This window comes from Paenibacillus typhae, assembly GCF_900099765.1.
Classification (GTDB): Bacteria; Bacillota; Bacilli; order Paenibacillales; family Paenibacillaceae; genus Paenibacillus_AQ; species Paenibacillus_AQ typhae.
In genome coordinates this window covers 94,974-108,453 of record NZ_FNDX01000017.1, presented here as the reverse complement: position 1 = coordinate 108,453, position 13,480 = coordinate 94,974, and the positions used below count along the sequence as shown (strand labels likewise).

At 56.8% G+C, this 13,480-nt stretch carries 14 protein-coding genes; 1 reads left to right on the top strand and 13 read right to left on the bottom strand.

The window, feature by feature from the left end:
* The coding region (locus tag BLR64_RS15705) for an integrase core domain-containing protein (RefSeq protein ID WP_167360693.1) at nucleotides 1-274 on the top strand (274 nt) is incomplete at its 5' end.
* Between the two features lie 355 nt (nucleotides 275-629).
* On the opposite strand, the gene cysC is transcribed toward BLR64_RS15705, so the two are convergent.
* The 13 genes from cysC to BLR64_RS15640 form a co-directional block, all read right to left on the bottom strand.
* Nucleotides 630-1,436, bottom strand: a complete 807-nt coding sequence (gene cysC, locus BLR64_RS15700) for an adenylyl-sulfate kinase (protein WP_090715535.1) — start codon at nucleotides 1,434-1,436, stop codon at nucleotides 630-632.
* Nucleotides 1,433-2,305 carry an STM4011 family radical SAM protein gene (locus BLR64_RS15695; RefSeq protein WP_090715533.1) on the bottom strand — a complete coding sequence of 291 codons (873 nt, stop codon included), beginning with the start codon at nucleotides 2,303-2,305 and terminating at the stop codon, nucleotides 1,433-1,435. Before BLR64_RS15695 ends, cysC begins: the two co-directional genes overlap by 4 nt.
* Nucleotides 2,302-3,960 (bottom strand): STM4012 family radical SAM protein, encoded by a 1,659-nt coding sequence (locus BLR64_RS15690; RefSeq protein WP_090715531.1) that lies wholly within the window; start codon nucleotides 3,958-3,960, stop codon nucleotides 2,302-2,304. The genes BLR64_RS15695 and BLR64_RS15690 overlap by 4 nt, the downstream gene beginning before the upstream one ends.
* 39 nt (nucleotides 3,961-3,999) lie before the next feature.
* Nucleotides 4,000-4,785, bottom strand: coding sequence for an STM4013/SEN3800 family hydrolase (locus BLR64_RS15685; RefSeq protein ID WP_090715529.1), 786 nt, complete (start codon nucleotides 4,783-4,785; stop codon nucleotides 4,000-4,002).
* A 20-nt stretch (nucleotides 4,786-4,805) separates the two neighbouring features.
* The gene (locus tag BLR64_RS15680) at nucleotides 4,806-6,200 is read right to left on the bottom strand and encodes an STM4014 family protein (protein WP_090715527.1); all 1,395 of its coding nucleotides are present in this window, start codon (nucleotides 6,198-6,200) and stop codon (nucleotides 4,806-4,808) included.
* Nucleotides 6,197-7,042 carry an STM4015 family protein gene (locus BLR64_RS15675; protein WP_090715525.1) on the bottom strand — a complete coding sequence of 282 codons (846 nt, stop codon included), beginning with the start codon at nucleotides 7,040-7,042 and terminating at the stop codon, nucleotides 6,197-6,199. The genes BLR64_RS15680 and BLR64_RS15675 overlap by 4 nt, the downstream gene beginning before the upstream one ends.
* A 148-nt stretch (nucleotides 7,043-7,190) precedes the next feature.
* On the bottom strand, nucleotides 7,191-8,600 hold the full coding sequence (locus BLR64_RS15670; RefSeq protein ID WP_090715523.1) for a nucleoside recognition domain-containing protein: 1,410 nt from the start codon (nucleotides 8,598-8,600) through the stop codon (nucleotides 7,191-7,193).
* Nucleotides 8,578-9,309, bottom strand: coding sequence for a FeoB small GTPase domain-containing protein (locus BLR64_RS15665; protein ID WP_090715521.1), 732 nt, complete (start codon nucleotides 9,307-9,309; stop codon nucleotides 8,578-8,580). The genes BLR64_RS15670 and BLR64_RS15665 overlap by 23 nt, the downstream gene beginning before the upstream one ends.
* A complete protein-coding gene (locus tag BLR64_RS15660; RefSeq protein WP_090715519.1) occupies nucleotides 9,306-9,560 on the bottom strand; it encodes a FeoA family protein in 255 nt (84 codons plus the stop codon). Before BLR64_RS15660 ends, BLR64_RS15665 begins: the two co-directional genes overlap by 4 nt.
* A gap of 580 nt (nucleotides 9,561-10,140) precedes the next feature.
* On the bottom strand, nucleotides 10,141-10,656 hold the full coding sequence (locus BLR64_RS15655) for a hypothetical protein (protein WP_090715518.1): 516 nt from the start codon (nucleotides 10,654-10,656) through the stop codon (nucleotides 10,141-10,143).
* A gap of 3 nt (nucleotides 10,657-10,659) precedes the next feature.
* A complete protein-coding gene (locus BLR64_RS15650) occupies nucleotides 10,660-11,112 on the bottom strand; it encodes an SRPBCC domain-containing protein (protein ID WP_090715516.1) in 453 nt (150 codons plus the stop codon).
* A 112-nt stretch (nucleotides 11,113-11,224) separates the two neighbouring features.
* Complete coding sequence (locus BLR64_RS15645) at nucleotides 11,225-12,184, bottom strand: helix-turn-helix transcriptional regulator (RefSeq protein WP_090715514.1); 960 nt, start codon at nucleotides 12,182-12,184, stop codon at nucleotides 11,225-11,227.
* A gap of 34 nt (nucleotides 12,185-12,218) precedes the next feature.
* On the bottom strand, nucleotides 12,219-13,376 hold the full coding sequence (locus BLR64_RS15640; RefSeq protein ID WP_090715512.1) for a phosphodiester glycosidase family protein: 1,158 nt from the start codon (nucleotides 13,374-13,376) through the stop codon (nucleotides 12,219-12,221).
* Nucleotides 13,377-13,480: the final 104 nt, after the last annotated feature.

Below are 13,480 nucleotides of genomic sequence, written 5' to 3'. Positions count from 1 at the left end.
CCTGGACGAAAAGGCGCCGCTTATTCATGAACGAATTCCGCCCAAAACGCCGAATATGAACGCATATATTGAGTCTTTCCACAGCATTTTAGAGCGAGATGTATACAGTAAAATGTACTTTGAAACCTTTGAAGAAGCGTACGAGAGCGTTACCGAGTATATTCGTTTTTACAACGAGCGACGGTTTCATGGCAGTTTAAAACGATTGAGCCCCAACCAATACCATGCAGCGTGGAAAGCAGGCCAATTGGAGGAAGTAAAGATTTCACTTTAAGAAACTGCGAGAAACAGAGAATTTAAGAGAATGACTCCATAATTAAGGGGCCGAACCGGTTTTAGCTAAAAAGGGCTTGTGGAGTGGAATGAGAGGCAAAGCTTCCTCTGAACGTCCAGAATATAGCTGTTGATCTAAACGGCGAATTTTATCTGATCCGTACAGTAACCGTAACCGTCCGTAACAGCAACCGCAACAGTAACTGTCCGTAACCGTAACCGCAACATTAACCGCAACCGTAACCGTAACCGTAAACTGTCATAACGTGGTATTTCTCGCAGCAGAACCACATTAAAAGTAACCAGCCACAAACAAACCGCGCCCTGTCTGGGTGAGCAGACAGGGCGCGGTTTGTTTATTTGTTTAGCCGTAGTGAGGTATGTTCCGTAAGCCAGGCTATTAGAGTGTTAACATTTTCCTCCGGCGTCTGACCGGCCGTGTTGAGCGTCAGCTCGGGGCTGGGCGGTACCTCATAAGGATCGGAAATGCCGGTGAATGAGGGAATTTCGCCACGGCGGGCTTTGGCGTACAGTCCTTTGACATCCCGGGCTTCGCAGACCTCCAGTGGACAGTCCACATAGACCTCGGCGAAGCGGGGAAGCGTCTGGCGGGCATAGTCACGCATCTCCGTGTAGGGGCTGATGAGTGAGACTACAGCAACCACACCGTGGCGGTTCAGCATTTCAGCAAGGTATACCGCCCGGCGGATATTTTCAAACCGGTCCTCCCGGCTGAAGCCGAGGCCTTTGCCGAGGATGCGCCTCAGTTCGTCTCCATCGAGCCACTCAGCGGCAATGCCTAGCTTGTTCAACCTGTCCGTCAGCAGCGAGGCTATGGTCGATTTGCCTGCACCGGACAGACCGGTCAGCCAGATCGTCATGCCTTGACCTGCGGCGTTAGTTGTCCCCCCTTCACCAGTCACAATAGTCCCGGCATCCGCCTGGCTTACCGAACCAGCTGCAGTCACAATAGTTTTACTATCCAGCCAGTTGAACGCGCTGGCAATCCCGTCATTAACCCGGTGTGCATCATTATAGCAAGCTGCTTCCGACTCATCATTCCCTTGAGCTACTGTCTTAGCGCAAACCTCCCCAGTCCTGCCACCCCCCAGAGCTGCAGCATCCTCATGCGCCAATCCGGCACTTTTGCCATCTGTCCTCATCCTGTTACCTCCGTTAATCCGTATGGTATCCGCTCAAGCAGACCCCGGCCGTAAACCTGCTCCAGCTGGAGCCCGGGCATATGGATGTAGCCGATATAGCAGTCGCAGACCTTCATCCGGCAGCTCCGCTCAGCGGCGAGACCCTCAAGTCCGTCACGGTAGAGATTACCGATAACCCCTCGGTCCTTATAGCAGCGTTTTACAGTGCCGGCACCCTGGACATAGAATACATTTTTGCCGGCGTTGCAGCTTCTGCCCAGGCTCTCATAGTCGGCGGCATTAATGTGAAAATGCGGGTCGATACTGCGCAAATAAGCGAAATCCTCCGGTGTGTAATAATCCGGCTTGTCCTTGTAGGCGTTCACCCACAAATAGATTTCCTCCGGCAGAGCGGCCCGCAGCGAGGCAATCGCCGGAAAAGCGCTGCGGATCCCCACACTGCCCACACTGAGCGGAATCCCCTGCTGGTGGACGGCCATGCACTGGGCCAGAAATTTGTCCTCATTAACCTGCCCAGGGTGATAAGTAGCCCAAAAAGCGGCAGTGGCAGGGTTCAGCTCCGGCAAAAAAGCAAGGTTAGCCGACAGATTGGTCTGAATCGCCACCTTGTCCACGTGCGGGAGGTGGGAGAGGGTGACAAGCGCATCCCTGTACCAGCGGTGGATCAGTCCTTCACCATAAGGATTGAAAAAAATAGACAGCCGATGTCCCGCCGCACCCTGCTCCGCAGCCCAACGGACAAAGGCCTCAACCCCCTCACGGTCTCTGGCCAGTGTTGCTGCGCTGTCTCTGGTTTTGCCGAACGGGCAGTAGGGGCAGTCATAGTTGCAGGAGGTGAGGGAACCCCGGTAGTAGAGAACGGCATTCATGGCAAAATAAATCCTTCCATGCGCTCCCGGATGTCACCGGAGATGAACCAGTCGCCGATGGAGTCGGAGTAACCCAGACCCTCAGGGGTTAAGCGCAAAATGCCGTCCCGCTCCCAGCCCGGAGCTTTCAGGTTATTCTCATCATCCTGAACGACATCCCGTGCATCACTCTGATTCACACGCTGATCCCCGTCCTTATCCTCCCGGCGCCCTTTGGCCTGAGCTGTAACCCGGACATTCTCCTGATCAAAATGCAGTCCGCCGCTCTGAGCCTCCCGGTGCTCCTCATTCCGGGCGTCAAACCAGTCCCCACTAAGAGCCTCAGCCATATCCTCACCCGGATTGCCACGCTGCTCCAAACCCTCCGCCTCATACTGCAGCTCACCCAAGCCGCTCTCCAGCAGCAGGCCAAGCTCAGGGAAGTCGTCCCACAGCGAAGTTGAGAAGCGTTCGCTGTAATCAGCCAGCCGCAGCCCCTCGCTGTGCAGCGCAGCTTTCAGAATGAACCGACGTTTCTGCTCGGCCAGACTCAGCACGATGCCGTAATCAGCCGTGTCATAGCGCTCCGCTGACACATAGTCGGCAATGATGCTCTCCGTTGCCTTGCGGCTGACCCCGTAGCGGGAGGCATAATGCACCTCGCGGGTATAGGAGCGGGCGCCGCAGCCGAGCCCGACCATGCCCTCTTCCTGACAGCTGTAGTCAAGGATGGCCTTGTCTGTGCCCGCCTCTTCTTTGGCGAACCGGCGCATCGAATACTGGCGGTAGCCGTGTTCAGCAAGCACCCGGCAGGCGGCAGTATAACACTCATGCCGCAGATCCTCGTGGCGCAGCAGATCGCCGGGCTTCACAATCGTATGCTCGCGGGTGTAGAGCGGATAGATAAAAATCTCCTCTGGCTCATGGAGCAGCGCCTGTCCCAGCGAATAGAGCCAGGAATCCACCGTTTGTCCCGGCAGCCCGTAGATCAGGTCGAGATTGAGGATCGGGAACTGGTATTTCCCGAGCAGCTCCAGCGCCTGATACACCACCTCGGGGTTTTGCGGACGGTATATAGCTGCCGACTCGGCAGCGACAAAGCTCTGGATACCCATGCTTACCCGGTCAACGGTGTTGTCCTTGAGGATAGAGAGCTTTTCTTCCGTAATCGTCTCAGGTGAGGTTTCCACCGAGATCGAGGCCCGGGCGGTGTCCAGCCCCATGATTTCCCGGGCAATCCGGAACAGCCGGCTCAGCTGCGGCGCGGCCAGCAGGGTCGGCGTACCCCCGCCGATTGCAAAGCGTGCATACGGCTTATGGCCGGTAAAAGCCGACCACTGCCGGGCCTGCCGCTCCAGCGCATCGACATAGCGGGCGTGAACATCGGCGCGCTTGTCCGGCAGCGTAAACAGGTTGCAGAAGCCGCAGCGCGCGCCGCAGAACGGGATGTGCATATACAAAAAGAATGTTTCCGCAGGCTCATTCCGCCATAGCTGCTCAAGAGAAATGGGAGGCTGAAATTCGCGGTAAGCGGTTTTGTGCGGATAAGAATAGAGATAATTGCGGTATGGATTAGACGTAATCTGCTTTTTCCATTGCTCGGCCTCCCCTGAAGAGAGAGAAGGTCTTACGTCATTTGTGCTGTGTTGCTGCAAAAAGTTGCCGGTAGACGTCATACGTTTCTCCTTTCATCCGGATAGAACCGGTACATCTGGCTAGAGAATGAACTCACGGTAAGGGACATTCCATACCGTCTCATGCGCCAGCCGGTGCCCCTCATAGCCGTCTTCCCCGTAGGCGGTGCCATGGTCCGAAAAAGCCATGCAAAAAACCGGATTGCCGCGTTCCCGGAACCGCGCGAACAAACGTCCCAGCTCCCCGTCGGCATAACGCAGTGCGGCGCGCTGGCTGTCTACGGAATCCTTCCGGGCACCCGGCAGGAACATGTGGTTAGGCCCGTGGATGGCAGACACGTTGAGGAACAGGAACAGCCGCTGATCCAGCGGGGTGTTGTCCAGTACCTTCAAGGCATGATTCACCTGATGCTCCGTGGAGCGGGGATTAGTGACACCAAAGGTCATCCGCCAGTAGCTTTGCTGGAAGTAACCGGGCAGAATGCGGGCCAAGGGCACTTTTTTGGTGAAAAAAATAACCCCGCCGATGCACACCGTACGATAGCCCTCTCCGGCAAGCCCGGATACCAGATCCGGTGTGTCGAACAGCCAGGTGTGGGGATGGGTTTTCATCCCGGTGTTTTTGGAATGGAACAGCCGCACATGTGAGGTCTTGTCCGTGTTAGCGGGAGTCGGCAGGAAGCCGCCAAAAAAAGCGTGATGTGCAGCATAGGTGAAGCTGCCGGGGGTATGCCGTTTCTCCCAGGAGCCGGTGCCGCACAGATTGGGACAGTTCGCCTCCTCAAGGACAGCAGCGTCGTAACGCAGGGTATCGAGAGTAATCATCAGAATATCATGGGTGCCGACGATGGCATTCATATCAGTCATGACTGTTAATAGCACCCTTTCTAAGTGGATATATTCCTGTATTCCGTCAGCTTTTTCATTTCCCATTCATAAGTGCTGAAGCCTTCATATTCAACATCGTACAGTAGGTCGCCAAAAGGGTTCACATCAGCTACATAGGTGCGTCTTGCGCCTCCTGACCCTGACGAGACAAGAACATCAATGCCGGCGACAGCCGAGCGGGGAAAAGCGGCCAGTGCCTGCACGGCGGTGCGCCGTACCTGTTCCTGCTCCGCTTCTGTCAGTCCGGCCTCCAGCGGTGTCATCCGCCGGCTGCGCAGATGCAGGTTCGTAATCGGTGTCGTGCTGACCCGGGCTACCGAATGGCCGGCTTCACCAAGGACGACCAGCTGGCGGATATCGAAGGAACCTCCGGCTGCTCCGGCCTTGGGAATCCATTGCTCGGCATATGCCCCGTGGCTGTACAGCCAGTTGATGATTTCCTTCAGGACTGCAGAGTCTGTGTAGCGCCGCAGCTTCCCGGCATTATAGTACACGGGGGGACGGGTAATGTACTGCTCGACCCCGATTGTGGTCACAGCCAGCTCGGCCCCCGTGGCCGGATTGATCTGATAAGCAATGACACCTGAAGCGGCTGAGCCGCAGGCCAGCTTGATGAAGACCCGGTGCATCCGCTCAGCCAGCATCAGCTCCCGGAGGGATTCATAGCCGGCCGGCGGCTGACTGCCGCCAAGCGGCCGCGGGACCGGAACGCCGGCCGCTGCCAGAAGCTGCTGCGTCCGGCGCTTGTCCGTCATCGCGGCAATATCGCCGGGATGATTCTGCCAGCGGGCGGCCGGCAGCAGTGCGGCGGCTTCGCGCTGAACCCCGGCCAGCAGCCGGCAGTAGCCGCGGAACCACTGGGACGGATGATGCAGCACGCCAGGCATATCCTTCAGCCGTCCGGCGGCCCGGACGCTGAGCGGGTAGGGATCGCGCTGCTGCCCGAAGGGGTGCAGCAAGTCGTCCTGCTCCCCGGCATCCGGCGCGCCGAGAGCGATAAGGGCACGCTCGGCTTCAAAGCTGCCGCCGGGCGACTCCAGCCGCAGGAGCGGGGCAGCCTGTGCGGCCGGCATTTGCTGCTTCGTTTGCCCAGCCGTCAGTCCGGCTGGTGCTTGCCACTCCAGCAGCTCGTCCAGCCGGCCGTCCTTGGCTTGCTGCTCCTGCAGCTGTGCCATCCGGTCGCCCTGTGCTTGCCGCTCCAGCAGCTCCGCCATCCGGCCGCCCGGCATCTGCTGCTCCAGCAGCTCACCCAGCGAAGCACCCTGCAGCAGCTCCAGGTAAGAAATGAGCAGGGCAGGGGGCAGCCCAAGCCTGCTGCGTGCCTGCTGAATCCCGGCCGAACGCTTGTCGCCGGGGCTGCACAGCAGGATCAGCGGCTGCGCTTCCTGCATCATTCAGTGATGGACGGATAACGCCAGTCTTCATCGTCATCGCTTTTCTGCTGGTCGCTGACATCCACCGGCAGACCGCTGGCCCGCCAGCGGGTAATCATGTTGTCCGACATATAATGATAGCTCAGGTTCAGCGCCTGCAGCTTTTTGATCCGCTCACTGGCCAGTAATACCTCCGCGCCTTTGTCACTAAGCGTTCCAAGGGAAAGATCAAGCGTATGAAGCTGGTCGAGGATCGGTGCATCAGCCAGAGCCTCGGCGATCTCGTCCTGAATCTCGCTGTTTTTCAGTCCCAGATAGGTCAGCTGCGGGAATTTGCCCGGCTCAATCAGCGGCAGGAGATCCTCAAGGCTTCCGTCAAAACCGTAATTATCAACGCCGAGGTACAGCTCCAGCCTGCGCAGATTCGGCAAAGAGCCGGCTGCGATCTCGGCGAGCACTTTTTTACTGAGACCGCCTGTAATAATAATCAGTTCCTCCAGCTTGTCATGCTGCAGCTTGCTGAGGCCAAGATCTGTCCCGCCTTGTATGGTGAGTGATTGAAGCTCCGGGTAGGCAGGGAGCAGGGGGGAGAGATCGGTCTGCGTAATCCACGAAATTTCACATTCCTCAAAGCTCATGTCCCCGATAAACAGCTTGCGCAGGGCCGGAAAGCTTCCGCTGTGCTTAACAAGAGCCTCCACAACCTCATCCGAGCTGTTCTCGTAGGCCTGGCCCCAATCCCCGATGATGAGGCTGGTCAGCTGCGCAGCTTCAGGGCTGGCGCTGAGGCGCTCAATCTCCGTATTCATTCGTTGGCCGTCTTCATACTCGTCGTATCCGACAGCAAGCTTTACTTCCGTCATCAGTAATCCCTCCCGGAAAATGTTGGATTCAGTTTCACCCTAACATCTGGGCAAAAAGGAGTCAAATGGCCGTGGAACGATAATACAGCTGATGGACGCCAAACACCCGCCCCTCCCTGTTACGGGTGAGGCGGGTGTGCAGGATTACTCAGACCCAGCCGAGCAGCCGGACGATTTGTGCGGTGGCAAAGGTGACGCCGATGGCGATACCGAGCGGAATGACGGCGGAGAGCACCGCCCATTTCAGGCTTTCGGTTTCTTTGTAGATATTGACCAGCGTGGTGCCGCACGGATAGTGAAGCAGCGAGAACAGCATCATGTTCAGCGCGGTCAGCCAGGTCCAGCCGTGGCTCAGAAACAGCTCCTTGATGCTGCCGATGCCCTCAACGTCAACCATTGCACCTGAGGACATGTAGCCCATGAGCAGGATCGGCAGCACAATTTCATTGGCAGGCAGCCCGAGTATGAAAGCCATAATGATGAAGCCGTCCAGACCGAGCAGCTGGGCAAAAGGATCAAAAAATGCCGCCATATGATTAAGCACACTGTCCCCGCCGATAACCACATTGCCAAGTATCCAGGTGAGAATGCCGGCCGGAGCGGCAACGACAATGGCCCGGGTCAGCACGTTCAGTGATTTTTCCTTGGAGGAGCGGACGATCGTCTTCCAGATCTGCGGGCGGCGGTACGGCGGCAGCTCAAGCGTATAGTGGGTCGGCACGCCGCGCAGCATCGTTTTGGACATGACCCAGGATACAGTCAGGGTGACGGTGATGCCCACCAGCACAATTCCCATCAGTACAAGAGCGGTGGAGAAGGTACGCAGCGCACCCCTTGCCGAGGCGCCGACCATGAACAGCGAGGACAGCAGGATCAGCGTCGGCCAGCGCCCGTTGCACGGCACGAAGTTGTTGGTCAGAATCGCCAGCATCCGCTCCCGCGGCGACTCGATAATCCGGGTGGAGAGAATGGCGGCTGCGTTGCAGCCGAACCCCATCGACATGGTCAGAGCCTGCTTGCCGTGTCCGCCTGATTTTTTGAACAACCGGTCCATGTTAAAAGCCACCCGCGGCAGATAGCCGAAATTCTCCAGCAGCGCAAACACGGGGAAAAAGATCATCATCGGCGGCAGCATGACGCTTATTACCCATGAGGTGCCGCGGTAGAGTCCGAGAACCAGTACGCCATGCAGCCATGCAGGTGCATTCACCGCTGTGAAGCCGGAGGTCAGATACCCTTCGATCCAGCCGAAAAAAGAAGCCAGCCAGCTGGACGGATAATTCGCCCCGGCGATCGTAATCCAGAACACAAGGCCAAGCCCGGCAAGCATGATCGGGAAGCCCCAGAGCTTCGAGGTAACAATCCGGTCAAGCTTGTAGGTGCTGCTGAGCTTCTTTTTATCCTGATAGCTGACTGCCTCACGGCAGATGCCTGCTGTTACCCCGTAGATACCGGTGACAATCTCATCGCGGATTGCGCCTTTGTCGGCCAGCTGCCGGGCTGCTGCCAGCAGGGATTCGAGCGGATCGGAACCTTTAATGGCATGCGGTGACTCCATGGCCGGCCACCTCCTTATGCGCAGGGCTTGTGCTGCGTCCCATATGGGTTTTGAGCGAGCTCAGCAGGCTGCTGTCGCCGTCCATCAGCCGCAGGGCGATCCAGCGGGCGGGATAACGGGAGCCTACAGTCTGCTCCACCAGCGGCAGCAGCTCGGCAATGCCCTGTTCGATTTCATCGCTGTAGGTAATCTTAAGCGGCTTGCCGGCAAAAGCGCCTGTCGCCACACGCTCCAGCTGGTCCAGCAGCTCCCCGATTCCGGTCTGGTTGCGCGCTGAGATTGCCACGACCGGAACGCCGAGCTGCCTGGCGATGGCTTTCAGATTAATGCTGATGCCAAGCTTCTTCGCTTCATCAATCAGGTTGATGCATACTACAGCACGGCCCGTAATCTCCAGCACCTGAAGAGCAAGGTTAAGGTTGCGCTCAAGCGACGTAGCATCCAGCACAACCAGTGTCACAACCGGCTGCTCAAAAATAATATAATCCCGCGCAGCCTCCTCATCAGCGGAGTTAGAGTACAGCGAGTAGGTGCCCGGCAGGTCAACAGCACGATAGACATGCTGGTTGTGGGTAAATTCGCCCTCGGCGGTAGTCACCGTCTTGCCCGCCCAGTTGCCGGTATGCTGGCGCAGTCCGGTCAGCAGGTTGAACAAAGTGCTTTTCCCCGTGTTGGGATTGCCTGCAAAAGCGACAGTATAATGGCTCATGCCTCCTCACCTCCAAGAAGCTCTCCGTAAATCAGCGAGCTTTCTTCCCGGCGCAGGGCAATCGTTGTATTGCTTACCCGGAAGGCGACAGGATCTCCAAGCGGGCTGCGCCGCAGCACCTCCACGGTATTGCCGGTGACAAAGCCGAGGTCAAGCAGTCTTCTTCGCAGTACGCCCTGAACGTCAATGCCGCTGATGCGCAGCAGGCTGCCGTTCGATGCTTCAGACAATGGAATTGCGGCTCCAGCCATAGCAGCTCCTTCTTTCCTTATGTTTTATGTGTATAGAGCTTAAATGAGCATCTATTATGCACAGGTGATAAAATATTGTTCCTTGCCACAATATTAGTATATGTAAACAAATTTGTCCTTGCAACAATAAAGTTTCCTCGGGGAAAAACATGTGTGTGGGTAACCCGCCCATTTTACAACCCTTCCCATGCTTCTTCAATGCAAAGTCGGGGATGAAGGGGAAAAGGGTGTGTAATGGGTGTGGTGGAAAGGCGGGGTTAGAGGAGAAAAGGATGCAGGTTCCGGCTTATGTGGTGAGGTGGCGGGGTGAAGAGTAAAAAAGGTGTGTGATTGGTTTGGTGGAATAGCGGGGCTGGAGGGGGAAGGCTGCAGGTTCCAGCTTAAGCGGTGAGGTGGCGGGGTGAAGAGGCAGGTGTATGTGTTTGGAGCAACTAAGTTTTCCCGGCTTTATTGGGATATTCAAGCTAATAAGCGGTTACGAGAGCTGAGTGCAGCGTCCGATCATGAATTTAGTTGGATTATTGCTACCTAAATGAAGTGGAAAGATGATTCCAATCCAATGTAGTTGGAAAAAAGCTATCTAATTTGTGCGAAATGCTGCTTTATGAGGGGATTCGGCTGATTTAAGTGTGCTTTTTCCAACTAATGTCTTCAGTTTGGCCGAATTTGCTGATTTAAGTAGCATTTTTCCACTTAGTTTATAGTGAGCGCCGACTGAACTGAAATCAAGGGCAAAAATGCCCTTGATTCCAGCCCAGTCAGGCAAATGGCCGGAATGAAAGGCAAAAATGCCCTTGATTCCGGCCCAAGCAGGCAAATAGCCGGAATGAGAGGCAAAAATGCCCTTGATTCCGGCCCAAGCAGGCAAATGGCCGGAATGAAAGGCAAAAATGCCCTTGATTTCGGCCCCAGCAGGCAAACAGCCGGAATGAAGGGCAAAAATGCCTTTGATTCCGGCCCAAGCAGGCAAATAGCCGGAATGAAAGGCAAAAATGCCCTTCATCCCGGCCCAAACTGGCAAATGGCCGGAATCAAGGGCAAAAATGCCCTTCATCCCGGCCCAAGCAGCCAGGCTGAGCGTCCGGTGGCCGCTCAACACTTAACCGCCAAAATCCAGCGTTCTGCCGGTTTCGGCTAAGGTCTTTGTGTTGCTGAGGATCTGCCACCAGGCACTGTCACTTGGTGCGTAAGAAGGATCGTCCGGATGCCAGCCGTCATGAATCAGTGTCAGCTTCGTGCAGCCGCCGATGGGCGACAGCAGCCAGGAGATGACAGATTCATAGGGTTCACCGTCCTTTACATAGGAGGGGCCGGCTTTATGCGTGAACCGCAGCGTCTCCTGCGGCTTGTACTCCAGTACTGTTCCATAGACATGCACCGTTTCGTCACCGTCGGCTCCCGGTCCTACATACTCAAGCGGCTCTCCCTCCGCGAAGCTCGAACGGATATTGCTGCCATAGTAGATCTGACTGACTTTGCCGGGAGAAACGAGACAGTCCCAGACTGCGGCAGGCGCCGCGCCAATATAGAATTCATACCTAAGCTCTTTCATGTATTTTCCTCCTCAAGGTTATGTTCCTCAATATGCTTGCAGCGTATCTCTTTCACACGGACAATATACCAAAAAATCACTGACAGCTGCGGTCAGTGATTTCAGATAAACATTATGACTCCGTGTAATAAGCGGAGATATCGGCTGCCGCAGCAGCCAGCTTCCGCTTCAGGGCAGCAGGCTCAATAATCTGCAGCGACCTGCCGTAGGGCAGCAGGAAGTAAGGCGCGTAGCGGAGCAGCATGGTCTCATCCAGCAGGAAGACGGCCTCTCCGGGAGAGCGCTGCGCTAGCGAATGTCCGAACAGCCAGTGGCTGCACAGATCGTTCAGCACTTCTTCGCCCGAGGCAATTACAACCCGGACAAGTGCAGCCTGCTGGTCAGGACCCGGCAGAAGGCCGTCCAGCAGAAATTGCCGTGCCGAGAAGCCCTCAGGCCGGATGAAGACACCGCCGCTCCGCTCAAGCTGCCCAATCCGGTCCACCCGGAAGCTGCGGATCTCCCCGCGCTGATGACAGAAGCCGGCCACATACCAGCGGCCCTTCCAGTGCACCAGCCCGTAAGGATCGACGGAACGCCGGGAGGCTGCCTGCCCGCTGCTTTTGCGGTACTCCATCTGCACGGTCAGCCCGGCCGCGGCGCAGGCCTCCAGCTCCGCCAGCAGCGGAGTCAAAGGCACAGAAGGGGCATGAAGCATCTCCATGCCGGACTCATGGCGCTGCATCTGCAGCAGCTGTTCGTCATTGCTGTAGCGCTTGAGCTTGGCGATTGCGCTGCCGAGCGCTCCGATGTACGGGTAGCCGCTGCCTTCGGCGAACGCGGCCGCTTGTACAAGCGCCCGCCGCTCATCGTCATCGAAGAAGAGCGGGGCCGCGCTGAAATGCTCCGGCAGCCGGAAGCCGCCGCCCGGTCCGGCATCGGCAATGACCGGTACGCCGCTGGCGCAGAGCGCATCAATATAGCGGTAGACGGACCGCACACTGAGCTCAAGGGCTTCGGCCAGCTCGGCGGCGGTTCTTTTGCGCTGCTGCAGCATCCAGAGGATGGACAGCATGTAGTCAGCTTTAGACATTGGGCAAGAGGCCTCCCGTTAGAAAGGAATAGGATTACCGGGTAACAACCAGCGCATTGCTGATCAGCCGTCCCGGGGCAGTCAGGTATTTGCCGTTGTAATACAGGCCGCTGGAGGCTCCGCCGTCCAGATTCATTGCCTGGTAAGCGCCGGCCTGCTTCATGATCTGGGCCAGCTGCGGTATGGTGGCCCCGCCGGTAGTCAGCAGAATCAGCTTGTGGTCACGGGTGATGCCCAGCGCACTGCGGGCTCCGCCGCCGGTTAGAATTTTCGGGTCCTTGAAGCCTTCGGCTGCGACATTCAGCGAGACACTGCCGTTCACCAGCAGCCGCGGACCGGCCTGCAATGCGCCCTCAATGCTGCCGCTCTGGAATCTGGCGCTGAATTCGCTTCCCGGAATCAGCTCCGCCAGCAGATTGCGGTCATAGGCAAACACAATCCGCTTGTCGCCGGGGCTGTTCTTCAGCATTTTGCCGCCGCTGATAATATACCCGTAAGGTGCTTTGTATGCCCCGTCAGTATAAGCGTCAAAAAAAGTGCCGTTGATTGCTGCGACAGCCCCGCTGCGTTTGGCAATGCTGCCGAGCGCTTCCGTCTTGCCGACCGTATTGCCGGCCAGCACAGCGTCAAGGCGGACAGAAGGATGCATCAGGGGGATGGTAACGGTCTGCACGCTGAATGATCTGGAGCCGACCCTGTATGTATGCTTCGCGCTGACGGCCGCCGGCGCATCCGGTTTAATCAGTGTGCCGCCTAGTACCGGCAGGACTGCTTCTTCTCCGGCGGATGACAGAGTGATGGAACCCTGCCCTTTATTCCATTTTAATCCAATACCCATCGCCGTACTGACAACGGACAGCGGCACATAAGTTGTACCGTTTGCGCTGAAGGGCAGGGCGGTCAGGGTTACGGACTTGTCATTGACGGTTGCCCGGGCCTGTCCTGCTTTAAGCAGAACCGAAGTGTTTTCTCCGGATATTTCAATCTCATTAGTGCCTGCATTCAGAACCGAGCGGATTCCGAACAGGCCGTTCAGGAACCGCAGCGGAATATAAGACTGGCTGGCTTTATCCACAAAGACGGCGTTTTTGGGGGCTGCTGAAGCCGAGGCGGTTGAACCGGGCTGAAGGGACGGCAGGGCGGACAGCATAAGCAAGAGAATGAGGCAGACGGCGGTACATTTTTTAAACATGAACAGAATCTCCTTTGACTCCAAACAGTATTTCCTGCAGATCAGGATGAATGTGGAACCTGCCCCAGAATGATACATCCGGAGCCACTTAATCATAGCGCTGC